Raw genomic sequence first — 22,137 nt, 5'->3', positions numbered from 1 at the left:
TCCGGCGCGGTAGCCATGCCGCCGGGACCACGCCGCGTAGGAAGAAGACGAAACCGGCTACCACGGCATATCGCTGCCGAGGTTGTCGACATAACGCCCGTTATCCGCAGTCGTCGTTCGTGAAATGAGCGACTTCACGCGACTTGCGCTATCTTCCGGAAGAAGCGGAGCGTCGGCCCCGCCCATCTTTGTCCGCGTCCAGCCTGGATGGACCATCAAGATGATCACACCGTCCTTGGCCCAGTTCATTGCCATTCCCCGCATGACGCTGTTTACCGCCGCTTTCGAAGAGCAGTAGTCGTAAGCGGTCCCGGGATGTTGCGAAACCGAAGCCCAATCGCTCGAGATGGTTACGAGCCTTGCCTGGGCCGCCATGACGAGATTTGCGCGTAGCGCAAACGAGATTCTCGCCACGCCCAGCGTGTTGACGCGAAGCGTGTCCTCCCAGTCGCTGAAGACCACGCTCTCGGGTGCCGATCCCTTGCGACGATGAATGCCTGCATTGTTGATGAGAAGGTCGACGGCCTGTCCGGACAACCTGTCGCCGAACGCGGCAACCGAGCTTTCGCTGGTGACGTCGAGGGGAATGACCTCAACCTGAGGGCTTGAAGCGGCTAGCGCGACGATCCCTTCGAGATTCGGATTGAGGCAGCCGGCCACGACGCGGAAGCCGTCATTGGCATAAAGCCTGGCCAGCGCGAGGCCCAGCCCTTGTTCCGCTCCTGTTATAACCACTACAGACATAATCTGCTCCTCAGAAAATCAGGAAATGAGCTGTTCCACGCCATCTCGCATTACGCCGGCGGCTTGGTAGATCGCATCGATCGTGTCCATATTGCCAATCGGGTCTGTGCCTTCAGTCGGCATGGGCGATCCACTGCGAATGGCGGTCACGATGGCACCCAGTTGATAGTCGAAGGTCGTGCCTCCAGCGATCGTGAATTCCCGGAATTTGCCGTTGATCGTTTCGAGCACCGAATGACCGCGATGGGGCAGGAGACTGTTGATCAGAATGACTGTCCCATGCTCGGCCGCTACCTCGAAACGTGCATGCATATCCCAGGAAGGAGACATCCTTGTCTCGATTTCCGCGGTGACGCCCGACGGAAAACGCAACCAAGCATTCATCTCCTCATCAACGCCGGTGTCGGACATCTTGCAGCGCGCCGCGACTATTGAGGGCTCCTCGTTGAGAAGCGAGCGGCACCAGTGGACCGGGTAGCAACCGAGATCCATGAGCGCGCCACCTCCGAATTCAGGAATGTGACGAAACTCACCGCCATCCGGACCGATCGAGTGATTGAAGACACCCTTGAGCGAGCTTATGCGCCCGAGGCGTCCCGACGCGACCAATTCCAGGAGATACAGAAAAATGGGATGATACCGGTCATGGAACGCCTCTATGATCCGTCGACCGCAGCGTCTTCCAGCCGCCACCATAGTTCGAGCCTCAGGACCACTCATGGCAAACGGCTTCTCGCAAAGGACGTGCTTGCCCGCTTCGAGCGCAAGGATCGAAAACCGAGCGTGACTATGGGGTGGCAAGGCGTTGTAGATCACGTCGACCTCGGAATCGGCGATGACGTCTTCGTAGCTGCGATAGAACCGGGGTATGTTGTGCGCGCGGGCGAATGCTTCGGCCTTGCCCGGCCGAGCGGCCGCGATGGCGACAATTTCGACGTCCTCGCGTCTCGCAGCCGGCTCCACGATCGCCATGGGCGCGACCCGCGCGGCCCCCAGAATTCCGATTTTGAGCACCATGCTTCCTCACAGATTCTTGAGCGTCGAGGCCCTGACGCGGCCCTTGCCGCGGCAGGCCGACGATGTTGGTTAGTCGACGGGCGGTTTGGTCTTTATACCGAGCGGGATCCCTGGGGGCTGCGGAACTGCGTCGAAGCAGCCCGGGATCGACTGATCGTAGTCGATGACGGAGCCAGTCATCATTCCCGCTTCTTCCGAGCATAGGAATGCGACAGTTCTTGCGACTTCGCTCATGTCGAGCATTCGACCAATGGGGAGCTTGGACTCCGCGTCCGCACGCCAGCCATCCGTCGCTCCATGCCAGCGCCGCATCGTTTGCTCTTCGCCCGGCGTATACATCCAGCCGATGCAGAGGCCGTTGATGCGGCAACCGTAGCGCATCATTGAAAAGCCGGTGTTCTTGGTGAGGGTCACCAGCGCGCCCTTCGCAGCGCAGTAGGCTGACAAAAAAGACTGTCCGCCATGCGCACTCATCGAAATTACGTTAAGAATCGATCCCCTGATACCTTCGCGGACCATGATCGAGAGGCATCTCTGCATCAGGTAGAAAGGTGCCTTGACATTCGTAGCGAAGATTTGGTCGTACAGCGCTTCCTCGGTGTCGAGGATGGTGCCTCGATCGGTATTGCCGGCTGCATTCACGAGAACATCCACTCGACCAAATGTCACGTCACATCGTTCCACGATCCTGAGCACGTCGTCATGCCGGGACAGATCGGCCGCCACGAAGATCGCCTTGCAGCCAAGCTTCTGGACGTGTTGAACGACCCTCTGGCCACGCTCTTCGCTACGCCCAGTGACAACGAGGCCGTAAAGACCTCGCTCGACCAAAAGGTGTGCAATTGCTTCTCCCAATCCCTGCGTAGAACCGGTGACTATCGCGACCTTGCCATCGAAACGGTTGAGCATTTTGCCGGATATCTCGTCCTGCTTTGTAATTGCAGCCATTGCTTCCTGAGCCCTGCTGAGGTTGTGGAAACCCGGCGGCCCGCCGAGCCGCCGGGGAGGCCGACCTGATGATCAGTACGGAGAATCCGGGAAGTAGAAGAGGTCCGCGTTCTCTTTCGTGATCAGGGAGGTATTCAGGATGTACCGGCCATCAAGAGGAATCTTGCTCACGAAGTGCTCGGCCGTGAGCTCGATCGCTGTCGCGATCATGGATGGTGGATATGACACCGTAACAGGGACGTCCTGGCGGCTCCCTTCCTTGACCATTTGAACGATCTGTTTCATGCCGCCGCCACCCACGATGAAGAATTCTCCTTCACGGCCTGCCTGGCGGGCCGCATCGATGACACCAAGCGTTGTGTCGTCATCTTGCGTCCATACGGCGTCGATCTTCGGAAAGCGCTGCAGGTAGTCCTGCATGACGGCAAAGCCTTCGTCGCGATTCCAATTGGAATGCTTTTCGTCAAGGATCTTGATGCTGCTGTTGAGCGCCTTCTTGAAGCCCTCGACGCGCTGATTGTCGATTTCAGTCGGAATGCCGCGCATGGCGACGACCTCGCCGCCATCTGGAAGCTTTGAATTGATGTAAAGCGCAGCTTCACGCCCCAAAGCCGGATTATCGCCGGCGATATGGAACGTTTCGATCCCCGGTTCGGACAGCCCGCGGTCTACTACGGTGACGTAGACCCCTTGGCTGGCGATTTCCTTGACGGGCGCCGTCAACGGCGCCGATTCAAAAGGAAGGATGACCAAAGCCGTCATCGTCCCGGAGTTCAGGTCCTCGATGTCATTGACCTGTTCGGTGGCATTGGCCGCTGTTTGCAGGACAATTTCCAAGTTCGGGTATTGTGTTTGGAGCCGATCGATCGCCTGGCGGGCGTGGTAGTTCAATCCTCCCGCCCATCCGTGCGTGGCAGCCGGAATCGAGACGCCAATCCTGATCTTTTCTTCCTGGGCAGTGGCAGTGCCGGCCAAGCCGAGCATTGTTGCAGCAATAAGCGTTCTCTTCAGTGTCATGACTGTTCCTCCGGTTAAATTTCCGACTTGGGTTGACGTTATGTGCCTGGCCGACACGTCAGCGTTGGCTTGGCCTCTGGAGCAGCACCGCGATGATCACCACTGCACCCTGCATGGCACCGTTGAGGTAGGGGCTTACGATGCTAGTGAGGTTGAGGAGATTGCTGATCAGACTAAGGATCAGGACGCCGACCACCGTGCCCCAGATGCGACCACGGCCACCTTTCAGCAATGTGCCTCCTATGATCACGGCCGCGATGGCTTCCAGTTCCCACAGCAAGCCCGTCGATGGCGTTGCTGAGCCGAGCCGAGGAACATAGAGAAAAACCGCGATGGCCACGCAGACGCCCTGCACGACATAGGCAAGGAGTTTTATTCTGGAGACCTTGATCGCCGAATATCGCGCGACATCTTCGCTTGAGCCGATAGCGGCAATGTGCCTCCCAAAGACGGTTCTCCTCAGGACGAAATCACCAAGCAGTGCCATCGCAAGGAAAGCGATGACTGGCCAGCTCAGGCCAAGAACACCGCCGAAGTAGACTGGTCGGTAGAGCTCGCGCACGGCGAAGTCGAGTGTGAGGGCGCCGCCGTCGGCGAACCACGTCACGAGCGATCGCAGGATCCCCATCATCCCGAGGGTCACGATGAACGGCTCAATGCGGCCGAGCGTAATGGCGGCTCCATTCACAAGGCCCGCCAAAACAGTCACCAGAAAGCCTGCAGCGACACCAGCGGCGACCGCCGCATAGCCGGAACTGGCTAAAGGAGCCGCTGCGTTCATCACGACAATCATTGTCGCGGCGGAGAACGCAGCCATGGATCCCACGGAGAGGTCTATGCCACCTGATGTAATGACAAAGGTTGCGCCAATAGCGATGATTCCGATAAATGCGGAGCGCGCCAGCACGTTCTCAAGATTGTCGATCGAGATAAAAGTCGGGTTTAGAATCGCTCCAAGCCCAATAAGGATGGCGAGTGCAAGCAGCGGGCCGAAAGCCGCATAGTCGATTTGGAACCGTGATTTCTCCTCACCGCGGCCGGGGTGAGCGGCAAAAACGGAAGCCCTTGTCGTGTCTTGCTGGGTCATTTTTCACCATCATGAGAATTGTTCGCGACGCCGGCCGCGAGTTGCACGATTTCTTCCTCGGAAATGTCAGTTCCGGTCAGAAATCCGGCTATTGCGTTGTCACGCATCACCATCACGCGGTCGCTGAGACCAACGACCTCTTGCATGTCTGATGAAATCGCAACAACGGCGTTTCCCTCATCAGCCAGGCGGCGCAGCATCCTGTAAATTTGCGCCCGTGTGCCGACGTCGATTCCTCGAGTTGGTTCGTCGACGACGATGACACGCGGCCGATTCAGCAGGGACTTTGCAAGCATGACTTTTTGCTGGTTTCCACCGGACAGGCTGCCAACGCGCACATTGGGGTAGGGCGCATCAATGCTGAATTCGCGTACCGCCCAATCGCGAGCCTTGCGTTCCTTGTCGGCATCCACGAGCCGGAACCGTGAAAGGATTTGATCAAGGAACGAAACGTTGTGAGCGATGGTCTCGTTAAGAAGGAGGCCGCGCCCTTTGCGGTCCTCGGTTATGTAGACGACACCGGCTTCCAGCATGGCGCGGTACGTACTGTGTCGGATCGCTTGCCCCCAGAGTGCCAAGTCGCCACCGCGGCTACCGCGGAGAGCCACGAGTGATTCAAAGAGTTCGGTACGACCCGAGCCCACAAGGCCAGCTACGCCTAGGATCTCGCCCGCGAAAATGTCCAAGGTGATCGGTGGTGATGGAATGTCTGGCGAAAAGTTATTGATCGAAAGGGCAACACTGGAAGCCGGAGCTGCTGCCTTAGGCGGATATATTTGATTGAGTTCCCGCCCTACCATCAGGTTGGCTATTTGCTGAGCGGTCACATCCTCGATGTTCCAAGTGCCTTGGTATCGCCCATCACGGAGTACCGATACGCGGTCGGCGATGCGCTTGACCTCTTCGAGCTTGTGGGAAACGAAGACGACGGCCACGCCCTCCCGACGCAGGCGCTCGACCTGGGTGAACAGGTTCTCCGTCTCCCGCGACGTGAGCACCGCTGTCGGCTCATCCATGATGATGAGCTTTGCGTCCCGCAGTAGCGCCTTGGCGATTTCCACCATCTGCTTGTCGGAAACGGGGAGGGATGACACCCGTTGCCGGGGCATTACAGAACTGCCGAGTCTTGCGAGCATCTCGCGAGCGCGTCTCGTCATTTCGGCAATCGAAAGCAAGGCGCCGCGGTGCAACTCGTGTCCGAGAAACATGTTCGCAGCGACGTCTAGGTGTTCGGCAAGGGCGAGTTCCTGATGAATGAGGACGACTCCGCGTTCCTCCGCGGCCCGCACCGAGAAATCAGAGACGATTTCGCCGTCGATTGTAATGTGCCCACTATCAGGCCTAGCGAGGCCAGCCAACACGCGAGCTATGGTGGATTTTCCGGCGCCATTTTCGCCAACGATCGCGTGCACCTCGCCTTCGTGGATCGCGAATGAGATCTCGTCGAGCACAGTTGCGATACCGTAGCGCTTGGTGATCCGGTCGATCACCGCAAATGGTTTGTTATCGGCCTGGGCTTGCGGCCGCGTCGCCGAGGACGTGCTCCGGGTCATCAGGACAACGTCGCCATGGCGGGCCGAAAACCGCGCCGACCACCATAGGCACCGCCTGATTTCATCGATTCCTCCCAAACAAGGGCCATTCTTGGCCTCTTTGTGAAATCGTTTTCTCACGTAATACCCGCTGGCGGTAAACGGCCACGGCGAGGATAATTGAGAAAACGATTTCTTGCATAACGCCGAATCTCTGTCAAGATCGAAGAATGACACTCCTCGACGCTACCTTCGGTGATTTCGTAGATGCGCTGGAAACGGCCTACGATGAGGTCGGTATCAGGAATGCGGCTGACCGTCTTGCGGCGCGGCTGGGTTACCGATGGTTTGCCTATCTCGGTTTTTCGGAACCAGCGCTCAAGGTGCTTTCTTCGTATCCAGGTTCATGGGCACGACGGTACATCGAGCAAAGATACGAGGATATCGACCCTATCGTTGGGCTGGCTCGAAAATCACAACGGTCGTTTCAATGGGATCGCCGGACGTTGCGACTTCACTCAGTTTCTCAACAGCGCTTTTTCGCTGAGGCCGGCAAGTTCGGGATTCACAGTGGCGCGACTGTTCCGATTCGGGGAGGCTTCGGCCGATTCGCCGCGTTCACGCTCGCCGGCAATATGGACGCAGGTGTCGAGGTTCGTCCAACTGAAGTGATGGATACCCTACAACTTGCCGCGCTGTACTATCATTCGCACGTCTATGCGAAACTCCAACTGGGCCTGACCCGGCTTGCTGACGCGCCACTCACCCAACGGGAGCGGCAGTGCCTTTCTTGGGCGGCACGCGGCAAGAAGATGCCAGAAACCGCTACTATTCTCGGCATCACCACGCGAACGGTGGTCTTCCATCTCGAGAATGCCAGGTCGAAGTTGGGTGCGTCGACGGTGACGCAGGCTGTGGCCGAGGCCGCGCACCGCGGCCTTATCTCGTCCTGAAATAAACCCTCGCCTCCGCTTCCAGTCGGACCGCTGAGCGCGGTGCCGCTCCAATTTGCTTGGTCCGATCGACATGCCCCATCAACGCGGCACCCGCGCTTGAGCAGGCGTGGTCTCGCTCGCCAAGATTGCGTTTGAGTTTGTTCGGCTCGCCGGCCTGTAAAACCCTACAGCTACGCGGCTCGGCGCGCCGTGCTCTTTGTTGCTCTCAAGCAAAGGAGCCTGCTGCCATGCGTGTAATTCCAGTTACTCACTCGGACGACTCTGAATTTCCTGATCTGATCGCGGGAATGCACCGCTTGCGCTATCGCGTTTTTCGAAACCGTCTGAATTGGGACGTGTCTGTTTCGGGCGATATGGAGATCGACGCCTACGATGCGCTCAAGCCAACCTACATCATTGCAATCGATGACAGCAGCTCGGTGGTCGGCTGTGCGAGGCTGCTGCCGACGATGGGGCCAACGATGCTGGCGAACACCTTCCCCGCGCTGCTTGGATCGAATCCCGCTCCGCGAAGCGACAGAATATTTGAAAGCTCGCGCTTCTGTGTAGATACCGGATCGGCTGGCTGTGTGACCGCAGCTGGCCTTCGTGACGCGACGTTCAGCCTGCTTGCCGGGATTCTGGAGTGGGGACTGTCGAAGGATCAAGAGGCGGTGGTCACGGTTACAGACGTTCGATTTGAGCGCATTTTGAGGCGCGCCGGATGGCCGTTGGAACGCTTCGCTCCGCCCATGCAGATTGATGACACAAAGGCGCTAGCCGGTTACCTGCTGATCTCGGAATCCGTGCTGATGAACGTCCGTGAAATGGGGCAACTCCAAGCGCCCGTGCTCGTCGCTCGCGTCGCCCAACCGGTGGCGGCGTGATCACGGCTGCTGCTGGTCGACAATGACCATCGAACTGCGCCATCTTCGTTACGCTGTCGCCGCCGCGCATTATGGCAGCTTCCGTCGCGCGGCGGAGGCGCTCGGCGTCGAGCAGTCGTCACTCAGCCGCCGCATTCGACAGATGGAGGATCGTCTGGGAGTCGCAGTGTTCGAGCGATCGAGAAGCGGCGTGCGTCTGACGACGGTCGGCACCGAAATCCTGCGGACCTCCAGGCATCTGGTCGATGGGCTGGACCACATGATGGCGTCGGCCAAGGCCGTACGCCGGGGCGAGGCCGGCCGGCTGGCCGTCGGCTTCTATACATCGCTGTCGGCGGGGAATTTGCGGGCGAGCCTGATGGAACATGCGCGACGATTTCCGCGGGTGGAACTCCGCGCCGTCGAGGACGGGCGGGAGAGGCTCTTCGTAGGTCTAGAGCATGGCGCGCTCGACGTTGCCATTGTCATCGGCGAGCCGGTAGTCCGCGAAGCGGGAGCGATGGCATTGTGGGACGAACGCATCATGGTTGCGCTCCCGGAGAGCCATCCATTGTCGGCGAACGAAACCGTCTATTGGACCGACCTCAGAGGTGAAACGTTCTTGCTCAGCAAGCGTGACCCCGGACCGGAACTGCGGGACATTTTACTGACGAACTTAGCTTCGCCCGGAATCCAGCCCAAGGTCGTGAGCCAGGACGTTAGCTCCGAAAACCTAATGAGTTTGGTGGGGGCCGGCTTTGGGGCAAGCCTGATCTGTGAGGCCGGGATAGGCGCCAGTTACGCCGGCGTAGTCTATCGCGATGTTCAGGACGACAACGGTCCGAGCCGGGTCAACTACGTCGCCCATTGGCTGAGGAACAACGACAACCCAGCGCTGGAGCACTTCCTTAAGGTGTTGGAGGAGCCCTATCCCCCTACTAGGGCCGCCGAGTCCGTCGCGCCTTCGCGAACGCACGATCCGTCGCCATGAAGCGCTCGATCATCGGTACGATCAGCCTGGCCGGTTCGCCAACAGGCTGGCCAGTCTCCCGGGCGTGGATCTCGGCGTAAACGACGAGGTCGCGATGCACGGACGCAGGCAGTTCGATCGAGATCTTGGACGGTTTGTCGTCGGGAACGGCGCCAAGTTTGAGTTTCGTCATTGGTCTACTCCGTAGGGTTCGAGGACCAGGTCACGAGCAACAATCACCCTGACCGGGAAACCCGGCCGGATGGTGAGCGTCGGCGCCACCTGCAATTGCCGCTGGATGATCTGCTGACCGGCGTCGTTGATTGTGTCCTGGGCACCGCTGCGGATCGCCTGGATGAGCCGGTCGTCGTCATTCATCGTCAACTCGGCGCCGACAGCGAGCAGCGTCGAGAGGCCAGCGGCCTTCATCAGATCCCACCAGTGATAGTCGACGCCATCCTCCAGGCCGGCATAGCCGGCGGTGTCCGCACCGGGTTGCCGCTCGAGAACGATGGAGCGGCCGTTTGGGAAGATCAGCCGGTTCCAGACGAGGAGGACGCGGCGCTGGCCGAAGGCGACGCCATTGTCGTACTCGCCGATAAGCCTGGTGCCTTGAGGGACGAGGAGAATGCTGCCAGTGGGGCTGTCGTAAATGTGCTGGGTTACCTGTGCGGTGATCTGGCCGGGAAGATCGGAGCGGATGCCGGTGATGAGCGCCGCCGGGATGACGGAGCCGGCTTGCAGCACAAACGGCGAGGCCGGTGAAGCGACGCGATCGAGCGCGACCGTGCGGCGATCGACCGCGGCATTGAGAATGGCAAGCTGCTTGTCCTGCGTTCCGGCTCCGGCGAGGTTCGGCGCCGTTCCGCCGAGCGTCGGTTGTAATGTCGGAAGATCCGTAGCGGTCGCGGATCGGGTCTGGAAGAAGACTTCGCTGGTACGGGCCGCTTCCATTTCCGCAAGGCGCCTTTGTTTCTCCGGATCCGGCTGCGGTGTGGGCGTCACCTCGGCTGGGATCGGTCGCCCCTCCTCCCAGGCGCGCTTGATGGGGCCGCCGAGATCTCCAGGAAGTGGAGGACCGAGCTGTGGGATGCCGCTGTAGTCGGAAGGCAGGCTCTGCAAACCATCCGCCGTCTGGCGGCGATCGGTCGTGAACAGTTCATCGCCCTGCTGCTGCCGATCGGCGGTCTGGAGCGCATAGATCAGGGCGCCGCCTATACCGAGACCGGCGATAAGGCCAAGCCCGGCGAGCACCCTTCGGGAGATGCGGGTGACACGCGGCGCGTCGCTGCGCAGCCGCATGGTCGCCGCAGTGCTCGATGTCGCGGCCGAACCTCCGCTTGTATTGCGGATTTCCGTTTCGCTCATGATGATGGCCTCTCATCGGTTCGCACGATCCTGACGGTTTGCTGGCGCTTGCCGCTGCCGAGACGCAGTTCAGCGGCGCCGAACAGCCGATCGACGATCAGGATGTTCTGATAGATGCGGGTGTTGACGATCTCGGGCTCGCCGTTCGGGCCGATGACGAATATTGGGGGCAGCTCGCCCTGGACGATCCCGCGCGGGAAAACGACATAGACGCGGCGCCCATCGTCAAATACCGACATCGGCCGCCAGGGCGGCCTGTCGCCGGTGAGCCCGTACCGATAGATCCGCGCGGCAACGGCCGGAATAATCGGAGCGGTGGGAACGTTCGTGCGCTGCGATGCGGCTCGGGGATAGGCCCAGGCCACGGCCGGCATGTAGGGCTTCTCGCCCGCGTGCAGCTCCATCAGATAGGTGCGCCGGTCGGTGGTGATGACCAGGTTTGTCGTGATGTCTGTTCGGGTCGGCTTCACAAGAACATGGACACGCCGGGTCGCGCCGCTTCCGCTTTCCGTTTCGCCGATAATCCAACGCGCGGTATCGCCGGCGGCGATTGGACCAGTGCCGGTCAGACTCTCGCCGGGCTCCAGTGCGATGTTTGTGATCTGCCCGGGTGCCGCATACACCTGATAGAGCGCGCCGTCGCTCCAAGGATAGATCTGGATCGAGTTGTAGTATCCCTCCTTGCGCGGTTCGACACGTGCGGCGGTGTTGGCGTTGTCGATCCGCCCGGTCGGCGTGCTCGCGGGATTGCCGCCCTTTGCCGGAGTCCAGGCCGGCGGCACAAGAATGGGACGCGGCGGCCCGTCGCCTGTGCTGACGGCGACGGCCGGCAGCGGCGGCACGTCGGCGTCGTAGCTGATCGGCCGGGGCTTTGGCGCCGTTGCGCAGGCCGCGAGCGTCACGCAGGACAGCACGAGCACGCCAAGCGTGGATACGAATTTGCAGAAAACCGGAAAATCGGCTTTGCGGATCGTCGGTCTGGTCATTGCCCCAGCTCCTTTGACCAGTTGATGGCATTGATGAAGACACCCAGCGGGTTGCGGCGCAGCCGCTCGGCATCGCGCGGCGGCTGGATCACCACGGTGAGAATAGCGGTCCAGCGCTCGGTGCCGGCGAGCTGGCCGTTTTCGTAGTGGCGCTCGGTCCAGGCGACGCGGAACGAATCCGGCGAGGCGCGGATCACGCTCGAGACCTCGACGCTGACCTGCTGCTTGCCTACGCGCGTAAATGGGTCGTTGGAGCGCGCATAGTCGTTGAGAGCCACGGAACCGCGATCGGTGGTGAACTCGTAGGCTCGCAGCCAGTTCTGGCGCACGACGATCGGATCGGCGGAGATCGAGCGAACCTGTTCTACGAAGCGCGCCAGATGGAATGCGATCTGTGGATCGGTGGGGCGATAGTCGGCAACGGCCGGTTCGATTGCGCGGGCCTCCCCGGTTCTATCCACCTCTACGACCCACGGCACAACTGTGCCGCGCGACGACTGCCAGACCAGGGCACCTGAGAACCCTGCAGACAGGATCAGGCAGCCGAAGGCCATGAGCCGCCAGTTTCTGGCCTGTACGCGCGCCGATCCGATGCGCTCGTCCCACACCTGAGCGGCGCGTTGATATGGTGTCTCAGGCTCCGGCGTCTTGCCGTAATGGGTGGCGGCTCGTTTGAAGAAGCTCATGTGCGATCTCTCTCGGAAAGGCTGATTGAAGCGCCGCCGCCGTGGCTGTCGCCGGAGCGGACGGCGTGAGCCGCGGCGGTGACGCCGTGGCTCATGGCTTGGCTATGCCGCATGCGGCGGGCCCAGGCCGGCGGACCATCGCTGGACGTGGGTGGTAGGGGCGGCTCCGTGGTGCCGCCGCCGACAGTGCCCATCGAGGACGCCCCGCCGGTCGCTGCGAAGGCCGCACGGCCCCCGGTGTGGAAGGAAGCTCCGAGGGTTTCGGAAACGCGGGATGCCGCGCGCTTGAGCGGCGAGCCCGCTGCGGCGCCTGCGGCGCGCGCGACACCGCCGAGGCCCGCGGCGACACTCGCTGGTCCGGTCTCGCCGGCTGAAGCGAGAGAGTAGGCGGTAGAACCGCCGCCGACCAACGCGGCGCCGCCCCGAACGCCAGCGGCACTCGCCGACCAGGCTGCACGCCCGCCCCTGACGGCCTGCATGGTGGCGCCACCCGCGGCGACTCCGGCGCCACCGACCGCAAGACCGGTCCCGACTGCGGCGCCGGCGCCGAGCTGCGGCCCGCCGGAGACAATGCCGTTGGCGATGCCCGGTCCGAAGATGCCGAGACCGAGGAGCGAGAGCGCTGCCAGCACGATTGCCATGGCGTCGTCGATGGTGGGCTCCTCGCCACCAAAGCCGGACGTGAACTCGCCGAACAGGGTCGATCCGATGCCGATGATGACGGCCAGCACCAACACCTTGATCCCCGAAGAGATGACGTTGCCGAGTACGCGCTCGGCCATGAAGGCGGACTGGCTAAAGAGGCCAAACGGGATCAGCACGAACCCCGCCAATGCGGTCAGCTTGAATTCGATGAGCGTAACGAAGAGCTGGACGGCCAGGATGAAGAAAGCCAGCAGCACGAGCGCCCATGCGAATAGCAGGCATGCGATCTGGATGAAGTTCTCGAAGAAGCTCCAATAGCCCATCAGATCGGAGATCGATTCAAGCAGCGGCCGGCCTGCATCCAATCCGGTCTGGGCGACACGTCCAGGACGCATCAGGTCCGCAACGGAAAACCCGGTTCCCGATGCCATCAGGCCGAGGCCGGCAAAACTGTCGAAGACGATCTGCGCCAGGCTGTTCCAGTTGCCGATCAGGTAGGCGAAGATTCCGACAAAGATCGTCTTCTTGACGAGCCGCGCAATGATGTCCTCGTCGGCGCCCCAGGCCCAGAACAGGGCGGCGAGCGTAACGTCGATGACGATGAGAGTCGACGCGATGAAGGCAACCTCGCCGCCGAGCAGACCGAAGCCGCTGTCGATGTAGGAGGTGAAGACCTCAAGGAAGCGATCGATGACGCCGGCGCCTTCCATGGCCTAGTTCCGTGCTGCCGGCGAAAGGAAGCGGCGGCGGTTTTCGTCCCATGCGGCGAGGCATTGGGGGTCGCGCGTCGTGGATTCGCCCATCTGCTGGCAGCGTCGGAGCGTCTCGCGCAGCGGATCGCTGCGCGGCGCCTCGGTCACCGGGGGCGAGGGAAGAGTGCCGGCCGAAATTTCCTCGCGCGCACGGTGGTCCGCGGCCGTGATCGCCACGGCGGCGACAATGACCACTACAAGTCGAGCGAGCATCCTTCCGTCCATAATTTGATCCCCGGCCGTTTGCTCAGTTGCCGCCCGGGAACATCTGCGCGTCGCCGGGCTGGTAGCCGGCGCCGGGCTCGAGGAAGCGGCGGCGCTGTTCGCGCCCCTGCTCAGCCGCGGCTGCCTGTTCAGCGGCGGACAGCGCATCGGCGCGGCCGTTGGCCGCGAGCAATGCCGTCAGGTCAGCGAGTTGCTGGGCCTGAAGCGCGAGGATCTGGTTGCCGGCCTGGGCAGCCTGCAGCGCGCCGGTAGCGCCCTGGCTTTCGCCCACCAGGGCGGAAAGCTCGGTGCGCTGCGTCTCGATATTGCCGACGACACCGGCCTGCACACGCATGGCGTCCTGCAGGGCGCCCACCGTATTGCCCCAGCGTTCGCGTGCCAGATCGACGAGCGCCTGATCGGACATGGAGAGATCCATGTTGCTGTACTGCTGCGAAAAGATCTGATCGATCTCCTGCACGTCGAAGGCGATGCGCTGCGCCTGTCCCAACAGCTGCTGGGTGCGCTGAACGGACTGCTGGAACTGCTGCAGCGAGGAGTAGGGCAGGCTCGCGAGATTGCGCGCCTGGTTTATCAGCATCTGCGCCTCGTTCTGAAGGCTCTGTATCTGATTGTTGATCTGCTCCAGGGCCCGGGCGGCCTGCAGCACGTTCTCGGCATAGTTGGACGGGTCGAAGACGATGTCGCCGAAGCCGAACAGGGCGTGGGCGGGCGTGACCATCACGGTCGACAGGGCGATGGGCGCCGAGACCAGGGCGGTGCCAATGAGCAAGGCATGGATCGAGGAGCGAGGGCGGGTCATGGAGAAACCTCCTGGGTTGGTTCAGTTGCTGTCGTCGCGGACGCGGCGAGGTCGGTGAGGTCGGGGATGAGGTCAGCCGCCCAGTCGAGGTTGTGGATGCGCAGCCAGATCTCGAGAAAACGGTCGCGGCCGTGCTCCGACAGGACGTGCTCGATCAAGGCGTGATCGGATTTCGCCGAGGCGGCGGAGAGGGCCAGCGCGACGTCGCCGAGACCGAGCTCGAACAGCCGGTTGCCGCGCCGGGACTGGGCGTAGTAGTCCCGCTTCGGAATGGCCCGGGCCAGGATTTCGATCTGCCGGTCGTTGAGACCGAAGCGGCGATAGATCGCGGTGATCTGGGGCTCGATCGCACGATCATTGGGCAGCAGGATGCGGGTGTGGCAGGAGTCGATGATCTCCGCCGCAATCGTGCTCTTCTCGAGCTGCGCCAGTGACTGGGTGGCAAAGACGACGCTGGCGTTCTTCTTGCGCAGCGTCACCAGCCATTCGGCAAGTTGCTTCGAAAAGCCTGGATCGCTGAGTGCCAGCCAGCCCTCGTCGACGATGACCAGCGTTGGCCGGCCGTCGAGGCGGCCTGCGATGCGGTGGAAGAGGTAGGCGAGTGCGGCAGGCGCGGCGCCGGTGCCGAGCAGGCCCTCGGTCTCGAAGGCGAGCATCGAGGCTTGCCCAAGGTTCTCGCCTTCGGCGTCGAGAAGCCGCCCGTAGGGACCGCCGACGCAATAGGGCTGGAGCGCGCGCTTCAGATCATTGGACTGCAGCAAGACCGTGAGGCCGGTGATGGTGCGTTCCTCGACAGGCGCCGAGGCGAGGGAGGTGAGGCCTGTCCAGATGTGCTCCTTGACCTCAGGCGTGATGGCGACGCCTTCCCGCGTGAGGATGGCGACGATCCAGTCCGCGGCCCAGGCGCGCTCGGGCGTATGAGCAATTCCGGCGAGCGGCTGGAGGGAAACGGAAGACTCGGTCCCTTCGGTGAGTTCGCCACCGAGATCATGCCAGTCGCCACCCATCGCCAATGCGGCGACACGGATCGAGCCGCCGAAGTCGAAGGCGAAGATCTGGGCTAGGCTGTAGCGGCGGAACTGCAACGCCATAAGCGCCAGCAGGACGGACTTGCCGGCGCCGGTCGGACCGACGACCAGGGTATGTCCGACATCGCCGACATGAAGAGACAACCGGAACGGGGTCGAGCCTTCCGTCCTGCCAAAGAGCAGTGGGGGTGCTCGGAAATGCTCGTCCCGTTCCGGCCCCGCCCACACCGCCGAAAGCGGGATCATATGGGCGAGATTCAGTGTGCTGATGGGCGGTTGCCGCACATTGGCGTAGAGATGGCCCGGCAGCGTGCCCAGCCAGGCGTCAACCGCGTTGACGGTCTCTGCCATGCCGGTGAAATCCTGGCTCTGGATGATTTTCTCGACCAGTCGCAGCTTCTCGTCGGCGACGCGGGCGTCAGCATCCCACACCGTCACCGTCGCCGTGACATAGGCTTCGCCGGCAACGTCGGCGCCCAACTCCTGCAGAGCGAGATCGGCATCGGCCGCCTTGTTGGCGGCGTCGGTGTCGACCAGGGTCGAGGCCTCGTTGGTCAGCACCTCCTTGAGGATCGCCGCGACGCTCTTGCGCTTGGCAAACCACTGGCGGCGGATTTTCGTCACGAGCCGGGTAGCGTCGGTCTTGTCGAGCAGGATGGCGCGGGTCGACCAACGATATGGAAAGGCCAGCCGGTTCAGTTCGTCGAGGATGCCGGGTGTCGTCGCCGCGGGAAAACCGACAATGGTGAGGATGCGGACATGCGCGTCGCCGAGTCGCGGCTCGAGGCCGCCAGCGAGCGGCTGATCGGCGAGCAGCGCGTCCAGATACATCGGCGTCTCGGGCATCCGAACGCGATGGCGCTTGGTCGAGACGGTCGAGTGCAGATAGGTCAGCGTTTCGTCGTCATCGAGCCAGCGGCATTCGGGCATGAAGCCATCGAGCAGGGCGAGCACGCGATCGGTGCGATCGACGAAGCCGCGCAGGATGTCCCAAGGATTGACGCCCGACTGCTCGCGGCCCTCGTAGAGCCAGCTCTCTGCGCGCGCCGTGTCCTCGGCCGGCGGCAGATAGACGATGGTGAGGAAGTAGCTGGATTCGAAATGCGTTCCAGCCTCCTCGAAATCGGCCTTCCGCTCCGCGTCGATGAGCGCCGAGGCTGGATCCGGGAACATGCTCTTGGGGTAGGTCAAAGCCTCATGGCGCTGCGCCTCGAGGAAGATGCTCCATCCCGAACCGAGGCGGCGGAAGGCATTGTTCAGCCGGCCAGCGACGCCGACCAGTTCGGCCGGTACGGCGCTGTCGAGATCGGGACCGCGGAATAGTGCCGACCGCTGGAAGCTGCCGTCCTTGTTGAGGACAACACCTTGGCCGACAAGGGCGGCCCAGGGGACATAGTCGGCAAGGCGGTCGCCGGCGCGGCGATATTCTGCAAGGTTCATCATTGCTGTACCTCAGACGCCCAGATGGCCGGGGATGCGGAGGTGCCGGCGCACCACTTCCACAAAGAGAGGATCGCGCCGCGCCGCCCACACGGCGGCGAGGTGGCCGATCGCCCAGAGCACGATGCCGACCAGCCAGAGCCGCAGTCCAAGACCGAGTGCGGCCGCCAGGGTGCCGTTGAGAATGGCCACCGAACGCGGCGCACCACCCAGAAGGATCGATTCGGTCAGCGCGCGATGGACCGGTGCGACAAATCCGGGAACGGGCTCGTCCATCAGACCAGCACCCCGCCGCCAAACGAGAAGAAGGAGAGGAAGAAACTGGATGCGGCAAAGGCGATGCTGAGGCCGAAAACGATCTGCACCAGCCGGCGGAAGCCGCCCGACGTGTCACCGAAAGCGAGTGTCAGGCCGGTGACGATGATGATGATCACGGCGATGATCTTGGCGACCGGCCCTTCGATGGACTCGAGGATCTGCTGCAGCGGCTCTTCCCAGGGCATCGACGAGCCGGCGGCGTAGGCGGCCTTGGTCAAGGTCAGGCTGACTGTGGTGGCGAGCGTGATCGCCGCAACCCGTGGACGAGTGCAAAGGGTTCTGAAGGTCATGACAGGGCTCCGGTGAGTTCGGGGGTTGAGATGGCTGGAACGAGGGCGTAGTCACCGGTCGCGGCCAGGCCGGCGACGTGGGCGAGCTCGGCGAGGCGTCGCGTCGAACCTCGACCCGAAAGGACGACGACGAGGTCGATGGTCTCGGCAATGAGGGCACGGGGCACCGTGACGACCGCCTCCTGGATGAGTTGCTCGAGCCGGCGCAGGGCGCCAACAGCCGAGCCGGCATGGATGGTACCGACGCCGCCGGGATGGCCGGTGGACCACGCCTTGAGCAGGTCGAGCGCCTCGGCGCCGCGAACCTCGCCGATCGGAATCCGGTCGGGCCTGAGGCGCAACGAGGACCGCACCAGGTCGGCAAGGGACACCACCCCGTCCTTGGTCCGGAGTGCGACGAGATTGGGCGCGGCGCATTGCAGCTCGCGCGTATCCTCGATCAGGACCACACGGTCGCCGCTCTTGGCGACCTCGGTGAGGAGGGCGTTTGTGAGGGTGGTCTTGCCCGTGGACGTGCCACCGGCGACGAGAATGTTCTGCCGTGCGGCAACGGCCTCGCGGAGGACCTCGGCCTGCTTCGCCGACATGATTTCGGCGGACACATAGTCGTCCAGCGTGAACACGGCGACCGCGGGCTTTCGGATCGCGAAGGCAGGGGCCGCGACGACTGGCGGCAGCAGGCCCTCGAAGCGTTCCCCCGTTCCGGGCAGCTCGGCGGAGACCCGTGGTGCACCGGCGTGCACCACGGCACCGACGTGATGTGCGACCACGCGAATGATGCGTTCGCCATCGGCGGGCGTAAGATGCTCGCCTGTATCAGCTAGACCTTCTGCCAGGCGGTCGATCCAGAGCCGCCCGTCGGGGTTGAGCATCACCTCGACGACCTTGGGGTCTTCCAGAAACTGGGTTACAGCCGGACCCAGCGCGGTGCGGAGCATCCGAGTACCGCGTTCGACCGCTGCCGTTCGCTGAGAAGAAATTACCACGTCGTCCCCATCCGCTGCGGGCGCGCACGACGCGCGGCCCTGGATCGGGGACAAGTAGAAGAGGCATCAACGGGCCGACCGCAACAAGCCTCAAGGGGTCGTCGTACAGTGGCGTGGAATTACAGGGAAACGGCGGAACCGTTATGGCTGCTTAGCGCCGCATTTCGGCGGCCGTTCAGGCTAACTTTACTTCGCCTGAAAGCGGACGCTGGAAAGGGCGTGCTGCAGATCAGTTTCGCGATCCCATATCGGTCATTGACGCCGCCGAAGGGACGCTGGAGGTGAGCGCCGTGCAAGCGATGCTAGGCTCGATCGGCGATGCAACAGTTGGAGGGCGGGTTTTTTTACATTATTTCTAAAACGACGGTAAGCAGTTATCATTATTGGGATAGCCAGCTTCTCTTTCATCTCGGATTCGAGTATCTTGCTGAAATGCTTGCGGCCGAGCATACTCGGAAGAGGTACCGTTGTCAGGCGCGCTAGCTTTATTGCAAAAAGTCATCACCAGGATGGGGGGGTGACTGTAAATTCTATGATTTTCATAGTGTAGCATTTCAGTTTATGCAACGCGGGGAGGAAAGGTAATGCGGCGACAGGGACGGTGTGTCAGACAATTCTTACTGGTATTTGCCGCGATCACGTTCAGCCTGGGCCACGCTTGGGGTCAGACGAATAGCCCGGCCCTGCCACCCGGCGTCATCCCACTTGATCAGGGTTGGACAGACGACCAGCGCACTCTGTGGTACACCACGACGCAAGGCTCGCGCCTTGTGCCACTTGATTGGATGCTCAATTTGGAGGCGGCGTCTTCGACCTCTGCCCAACCGAAGAAATTTGCAGAAGATCTTGCGCGGCTTGGCTATCTGCCAAACCCAGTCACTGCCCGTAACCCCCACAAGCTGCCCCTCGGGTTTGTCGTCGACCACGAGCCAACGCGCGCGGCTGACCTAATGTGCGACACGTTTCCCGAAACCTGCGATGCCAAAACCATGCGCAAACCTTGGGTCGGGTTGAACTGTTCGGCTTGCCATACCAACGATATCAGGTTCGGCGGCAAAGCGTTTCGCGTCGAGGGCTCCGCGACACTCGCTGACTTCCAGGCGATGGAAGAGGAGATGCTGAAGGCGCTTAAGGCGACGGCTGACGACCCTGAGCGTTTCGACCGTTTCGCAAGGGCGGTCCTCGACGGTGAGTTTTCTGACGAAACCAGTGGGTCGTTGAACAGGCAGTTGCTTGAGCATGTCGCTTGGCAGCAGAAGCTGGAAGACAAGAACCGCAGCAAGGTGCGCTACGGCCACGGCCGTCTCGACGCACAGGGCCACATTCTCAATAAAGTCTCGCTAGTCGCCCGCGTGCAGGACCAGTTGGACACGGTCGCTGCTGACGCGCCGGCAAGCTACCCGTTCATCTGGAATACTTCCCAGCAACAGAAAATCCAGTGGAACGGCATTGCCGATAACCAAACGACGATCGACATTTTCGGCATAAAGACAGATGTCGGCGCTTTGGTGCGCAACACATCGGAAGTGATTGGCGTCTTCGCTCACATAGAGACGGATCGCGGCAAGGCATTTCTAGGCTACGACTCCAGCGTGCGGCTAAAGGAACTTATCGGCCTCGAGCGCCAACTTGCCGCACTGAAATCGCCGCGCTGGCCTGAAACCATCTTGCCGCCCATCGACGGGGCCAAGGCGGCGCGCGGCAAGGCGATCTTTGACGCCATGGGGTGCGCCAACTGCCACCAACCTCTGGCATGGGATGACCTGACCTCCGATGCCCGCGAAAAAATGGTGCAGATCAAGGAGCAGAAAACTGATGTCTTCTTAGCCTGCAACACCTTCCTCCATATTTCCAAGTCGGGCAATCAGGGCGGACAAAAGGTTTACGGCGTCACCGGTGATCGCATCGGGGAAATCGATGCGACGCGCAACATGCTGGTCAACGCTGTTGTGGGGGCGGTGATCGGCAAGTTCGACGAGCTGCTCGCCGGCGTCTTCACGAACGTCTTTCCTCCCGACAAAGCGAGGGTGGGCGCTCTGGTTCGGGCTGAAAATGCTTTGCCGGGGGTCAGTGACTCTATCAAGAAGAGCATGGCCGCTCAGTGCCTTAGCCAGGACAACCACCCGTTACTCGCCTACAAAGCGCGGCCGTTGAACGGCGTTTGGGCGACAGCCCCGTACTTGCACAACGGCTCGGTTCCAACGCTGTACGACCTGCTGCTACCAGCAAAAGTGAAGAATGTGGGCGCTGGTGGGCCTGACCCAGTTGGCCCGACGCGGCCGGAAATTTTCGCGGTGGGCTCGCGGGAGTTCGATCCGGTCAAAGTCGGATTCAAATCCGATGTGATCGAAGATTCCACGGATTTCGTCTTTCGTGTCCGCGACGAGGCAACCGGCGAGCCCATCCCCGGCAACTACAATTCGGGGCACGAGTATGGCAGCGGCCAACTGACCGAGGAGCAGCGGCTGGAACTCGTTGAGTATCTGAAGACGCTTTGACGTTGCAACGGAGGATTTTAATCATGCGCATGAAAGCCTTGCTTGTATTAGGGCTGACAATGGCGACGCTGCCGGCGTTGGCCGAGGACGCCGCCGACATATATCGTAAGGCCTTCGACGCCGCAGTCGCCGATCCTTTCAACGATACGGCCGGCGCGGCGTTCAAGGCGTTGCTGCCGAAGGTCAAGTCGAACTTCGGGCCGGAGCAGGAGCGCTACGTTATCGAGGGCGACATGGTACTGAGCGATGAGGAGGTGACCACATACCTGATTCAGAAGCGCCAGGCCAAGGAATTGGAGGAGAAGGCGGCGGCCGACGCCGCGGTCGAACTCCCTAAGGAAACCGAACTGATCGTCATGCGGCAGCTGGATGGTCGCAAGGCGCGCTGGCCGCTAGGGCAGCGTACGCTGCGCTATGCAGTCATAAAGTCCACCTTTCCCGACGACGGCTCATATCAAGCGGTGCTTGACGACCTCAGCAACGCTACCACCGACTGGCAGCAGGTGTGCGAAAGCTGCCAGATCGTCTTCGAGCACCAGACTGAGTTCGACGGCATCGCGTGGGAAGAATATAAGCAACGAGCGGCTGCGGACGAATTGCGTTTCATTGTCATTTATAATGGCGATGCCGACGGGCCGATTGCTTCGGCCTTTTTCCCCAATGAGCCTTGGCAGGATAGGCTTGTTAGCGTCTTCCCAGACTATTTCTCCCTCGGTGACACCTATACGGGCAGGGGTGTGTTACGGCACGAACTGGGGCATGTGTTAGGCTACCGCCACGAGCATACGCGCGGCATTGTGGGCTGCACTTTCGAGGACTCGAACTGGCTTCCGGTCACGCCTTACGACCCCAAGTCGGTCATGCATTACTGGTGCGGTGATGCCGGCACTCGCGAGCTGTCATTGTCCGACAAGGATCAATCCGGCCATCGCTCAAACTACGATCCGGCGGTCGACGGGACGGATTGAAAAGGAAATCGAAGATTGAGGTGGAGGCG

Annotated in this window: 22 protein-coding genes; 5 read left to right on the top strand and 17 right to left on the bottom strand. The window is 61.7% G+C overall.

Annotated features, from left to right (window positions below):
- Window positions 1-57: 57 nt before the first annotated feature.
- From BQ8794_RS20835 to BQ8794_RS20810, 6 genes are all read right to left on the bottom strand, one after another.
- Complete coding sequence (locus tag BQ8794_RS20835) at window positions 58-744, bottom strand: SDR family NAD(P)-dependent oxidoreductase (protein ID WP_077380569.1); 687 nt, start codon at window positions 742-744, stop codon at window positions 58-60.
- Window positions 745-762: 18 nt separating this feature from the next.
- Window positions 763-1,761 (bottom strand): Gfo/Idh/MocA family protein, encoded by a 999-nt coding sequence (locus BQ8794_RS20830; protein ID WP_210189849.1) that lies wholly within the window; start codon window positions 1,759-1,761, stop codon window positions 763-765.
- Between the two features lie 69 nt (window positions 1,762-1,830).
- Window positions 1,831-2,670 carry an SDR family oxidoreductase gene (locus BQ8794_RS20825; RefSeq protein WP_077380590.1) on the bottom strand — a complete coding sequence of 280 codons (840 nt, stop codon included), beginning with the start codon at window positions 2,668-2,670 and terminating at the stop codon, window positions 1,831-1,833.
- A gap of 111 nt (window positions 2,671-2,781) precedes the next feature.
- A complete protein-coding gene (locus BQ8794_RS20820; RefSeq protein WP_077380568.1) occupies window positions 2,782-3,726 on the bottom strand; it encodes a substrate-binding domain-containing protein in 945 nt (314 codons plus the stop codon).
- 58 nt (window positions 3,727-3,784) lie between these two features.
- Window positions 3,785-4,813, bottom strand: coding sequence for an ABC transporter permease (locus BQ8794_RS20815; protein WP_077380567.1), 1,029 nt, complete (start codon window positions 4,811-4,813; stop codon window positions 3,785-3,787).
- A complete protein-coding gene (locus tag BQ8794_RS20810; protein ID WP_077380566.1) occupies window positions 4,810-6,366 on the bottom strand; it encodes a sugar ABC transporter ATP-binding protein in 1,557 nt (518 codons plus the stop codon). Before BQ8794_RS20810 ends, BQ8794_RS20815 begins: the two co-directional genes overlap by 4 nt.
- Before the next feature lie 209 nt (window positions 6,367-6,575).
- Here BQ8794_RS20810 and BQ8794_RS20805 point away from each other — a divergent pair, with 209 nt between their 5' ends.
- The 3 genes from BQ8794_RS20805 (at window position 6,576) to BQ8794_RS20795 (ending at window position 9,137) form a co-directional block, all read left to right on the top strand.
- Complete coding sequence (locus BQ8794_RS20805; protein WP_077380565.1) at window positions 6,576-7,298, top strand: LuxR family transcriptional regulator; 723 nt, start codon at window positions 6,576-6,578, stop codon at window positions 7,296-7,298.
- 230 nt (window positions 7,299-7,528) lie between these two features.
- Complete coding sequence (locus BQ8794_RS20800; RefSeq protein WP_077380564.1) at window positions 7,529-8,167, top strand: acyl-homoserine-lactone synthase; 639 nt, start codon at window positions 7,529-7,531, stop codon at window positions 8,165-8,167.
- Window positions 8,168-8,189: 22 nt separating this feature from the next.
- Window positions 8,190-9,137: a LysR family transcriptional regulator gene (locus BQ8794_RS20795; RefSeq protein WP_077380563.1), complete on the top strand. Its 948-nt coding sequence runs from the start codon at window positions 8,190-8,192 to the stop codon at window positions 9,135-9,137.
- On the opposite strand, the gene BQ8794_RS20790 is transcribed toward BQ8794_RS20795, so the two are convergent.
- From BQ8794_RS20790 to trbB, 11 genes are read right to left on the bottom strand one after another with little or no spacing between them, the layout of a single operon-like run.
- A complete protein-coding gene (locus BQ8794_RS20790) occupies window positions 9,085-9,309 on the bottom strand; it encodes a DUF2274 domain-containing protein (RefSeq protein WP_077380562.1) in 225 nt (74 codons plus the stop codon). The genes BQ8794_RS20795 and BQ8794_RS20790 overlap by 53 nt on opposite strands.
- Window positions 9,306-10,484 (bottom strand): TraB/TrbI/VirB10 family type IV secretion system protein, encoded by a 1,179-nt coding sequence (locus tag BQ8794_RS20785; RefSeq protein WP_077380561.1) that lies wholly within the window; start codon window positions 10,482-10,484, stop codon window positions 9,306-9,308. The genes BQ8794_RS20790 and BQ8794_RS20785 overlap by 4 nt, the downstream gene beginning before the upstream one ends.
- Window positions 10,481-11,470 (bottom strand): P-type conjugative transfer protein TrbG, encoded by a 990-nt coding sequence (gene trbG / locus BQ8794_RS20780; RefSeq protein ID WP_077380560.1) that lies wholly within the window; start codon window positions 11,468-11,470, stop codon window positions 10,481-10,483. Before trbG ends, BQ8794_RS20785 begins: the two co-directional genes overlap by 4 nt.
- Window positions 11,467-12,156 carry a conjugal transfer protein TrbF gene (trbF, locus tag BQ8794_RS20775; RefSeq protein WP_077380559.1) on the bottom strand — a complete coding sequence of 230 codons (690 nt, stop codon included), beginning with the start codon at window positions 12,154-12,156 and terminating at the stop codon, window positions 11,467-11,469. The genes trbG and trbF overlap by 4 nt, the downstream gene beginning before the upstream one ends.
- On the bottom strand, window positions 12,153-13,511 hold the full coding sequence (gene trbL, locus BQ8794_RS20770; protein ID WP_077380558.1) for a P-type conjugative transfer protein TrbL: 1,359 nt from the start codon (window positions 13,509-13,511) through the stop codon (window positions 12,153-12,155). The genes trbF and trbL overlap by 4 nt, the downstream gene beginning before the upstream one ends.
- A 3-nt stretch (window positions 13,512-13,514) precedes the next feature.
- Window positions 13,515-13,766: a putative entry exclusion protein TrbK-alt gene (gene trbK-alt, locus BQ8794_RS20765; RefSeq protein ID WP_342188345.1), complete on the bottom strand. Its 252-nt coding sequence runs from the start codon at window positions 13,764-13,766 to the stop codon at window positions 13,515-13,517.
- A gap of 34 nt (window positions 13,767-13,800) precedes the next feature.
- Window positions 13,801-14,580 carry a P-type conjugative transfer protein TrbJ gene (gene trbJ / locus BQ8794_RS20760; RefSeq protein ID WP_077380556.1) on the bottom strand — a complete coding sequence of 260 codons (780 nt, stop codon included), beginning with the start codon at window positions 14,578-14,580 and terminating at the stop codon, window positions 13,801-13,803.
- Window positions 14,577-17,051: a conjugal transfer protein TrbE gene (trbE, locus tag BQ8794_RS20755; protein WP_077380555.1), complete on the bottom strand. Its 2,475-nt coding sequence runs from the start codon at window positions 17,049-17,051 to the stop codon at window positions 14,577-14,579. Before trbE ends, trbJ begins: the two co-directional genes overlap by 4 nt.
- Window positions 17,052-17,060: 9 nt before the next feature.
- Window positions 17,061-17,324, bottom strand: a complete 264-nt coding sequence (locus BQ8794_RS20750) for a VirB3 family type IV secretion system protein (RefSeq protein ID WP_077380554.1) — start codon at window positions 17,322-17,324, stop codon at window positions 17,061-17,063.
- Entirely contained in the window at window positions 17,324-17,656 is a 333-nt protein-coding gene (locus tag BQ8794_RS20745; RefSeq protein ID WP_077380553.1) for a TrbC/VirB2 family type IV secretion system protein, read from the bottom strand. The genes BQ8794_RS20750 and BQ8794_RS20745 overlap by 1 nt, the downstream gene beginning before the upstream one ends.
- Window positions 17,653-18,594, bottom strand: a complete 942-nt coding sequence (gene trbB / locus BQ8794_RS20740; RefSeq protein ID WP_077380552.1) for a P-type conjugative transfer ATPase TrbB — start codon at window positions 18,592-18,594, stop codon at window positions 17,653-17,655. Before trbB ends, BQ8794_RS20745 begins: the two co-directional genes overlap by 4 nt.
- A 632-nt stretch (window positions 18,595-19,226) precedes the next feature.
- Here trbB and BQ8794_RS20730 point away from each other — a divergent pair.
- Window positions 19,227-21,140 (top strand): di-heme-cytochrome C peroxidase, encoded by a 1,914-nt coding sequence (locus BQ8794_RS20730; RefSeq protein ID WP_244555047.1) that lies wholly within the window; start codon window positions 19,227-19,229, stop codon window positions 21,138-21,140.
- A gap of 23 nt (window positions 21,141-21,163) precedes the next feature.
- Entirely contained in the window at window positions 21,164-22,108 is a 945-nt protein-coding gene (locus tag BQ8794_RS20725) for a zinc metalloprotease (protein ID WP_077380549.1), read from the top strand.
- Window positions 22,109-22,137: the final 29 nt, after the last annotated feature.

It is taken from the genome of Mesorhizobium prunaredense (assembly GCF_900156895.1).
GTDB lineage: Bacteria > Pseudomonadota > Alphaproteobacteria > Rhizobiales > Rhizobiaceae > Mesorhizobium > Mesorhizobium prunaredense.
The sequence above is the reverse complement of the archived record's forward strand: the minus strand, read 5'-3'. Positions and strand labels throughout refer to the sequence as shown.

Bases quoted from the DNA above. Each gene is read 5' to 3' on its own strand.
- BQ8794_RS20725 (WP_077380549.1), top strand. From the start codon at position 21,164: ATGCGCATGAAAGCCTTGCTTGTATTAGGGCTGACAATGGCGACGCTG.
- trbK-alt (WP_342188345.1), bottom strand. From the start codon at position 13,766: ATGCTCGCTCGACTTGTAGTGGTCATTGTCGCCGCCGTGGCGATCACG.
- BQ8794_RS20815 (WP_077380567.1), bottom strand. From the start codon at position 4,813: ATGACCCAGCAAGACACGACAAGGGCTTCCGTTTTTGCCGCTCACCCC.
- BQ8794_RS20785 (WP_077380561.1), bottom strand. From the start codon at position 10,484: ATGAGCGAAACGGAAATCCGCAATACAAGCGGAGGTTCGGCCGCGACA.
- BQ8794_RS20745 (WP_077380553.1), bottom strand. From the start codon at position 17,656: ATGACCTTCAGAACCCTTTGCACTCGTCCACGGGTTGCGGCGATCACG.
- trbE (WP_077380555.1), bottom strand. From the start codon at position 17,051: ATGATGAACCTTGCAGAATATCGCCGCGCCGGCGACCGCCTTGCCGAC.
- trbJ (WP_077380556.1), bottom strand. From the start codon at position 14,580: ATGACCCGCCCTCGCTCCTCGATCCATGCCTTGCTCATTGGCACCGCC.
- BQ8794_RS20750 (WP_077380554.1), bottom strand. From the start codon at position 17,324: ATGGACGAGCCCGTTCCCGGATTTGTCGCACCGGTCCATCGCGCGCTG.
- BQ8794_RS20805 (WP_077380565.1), top strand. From the start codon at position 6,576: ATGACACTCCTCGACGCTACCTTCGGTGATTTCGTAGATGCGCTGGAA.
- trbF (WP_077380559.1), bottom strand. From the start codon at position 12,156: ATGAGCTTCTTCAAACGAGCCGCCACCCATTACGGCAAGACGCCGGAG.
- BQ8794_RS20825 (WP_077380590.1), bottom strand. From the start codon at position 2,670: ATGCTCAACCGTTTCGATGGCAAGGTCGCGATAGTCACCGGTTCTACG.
- trbB (WP_077380552.1), bottom strand. From the start codon at position 18,594: ATGCTCCGCACCGCGCTGGGTCCGGCTGTAACCCAGTTTCTGGAAGAC.
- BQ8794_RS20835 (WP_077380569.1), bottom strand. From the start codon at position 744: ATGTCTGTAGTGGTTATAACAGGAGCGGAACAAGGGCTGGGCCTCGCG.
- trbL (WP_077380558.1), bottom strand. From the start codon at position 13,511: ATGGAAGGCGCCGGCGTCATCGATCGCTTCCTTGAGGTCTTCACCTCC.
- BQ8794_RS20730 (WP_244555047.1), top strand. From the start codon at position 19,227: ATGCGGCGACAGGGACGGTGTGTCAGACAATTCTTACTGGTATTTGCC.
- BQ8794_RS20830 (WP_210189849.1), bottom strand. From the start codon at position 1,761: ATGGTGCTCAAAATCGGAATTCTGGGGGCCGCGCGGGTCGCGCCCATG.
- BQ8794_RS20820 (WP_077380568.1), bottom strand. From the start codon at position 3,726: ATGACACTGAAGAGAACGCTTATTGCTGCAACAATGCTCGGCTTGGCC.
- BQ8794_RS20790 (WP_077380562.1), bottom strand. From the start codon at position 9,309: ATGACGAAACTCAAACTTGGCGCCGTTCCCGACGACAAACCGTCCAAG.
- BQ8794_RS20810 (WP_077380566.1), bottom strand. From the start codon at position 6,366: ATGACCCGGAGCACGTCCTCGGCGACGCGGCCGCAAGCCCAGGCCGAT.
- trbG (WP_077380560.1), bottom strand. From the start codon at position 11,470: ATGACCAGACCGACGATCCGCAAAGCCGATTTTCCGGTTTTCTGCAAA.
- BQ8794_RS20795 (WP_077380563.1), top strand. From the start codon at position 8,190: ATGACCATCGAACTGCGCCATCTTCGTTACGCTGTCGCCGCCGCGCAT.
- BQ8794_RS20800 (WP_077380564.1), top strand. From the start codon at position 7,529: ATGCGTGTAATTCCAGTTACTCACTCGGACGACTCTGAATTTCCTGAT.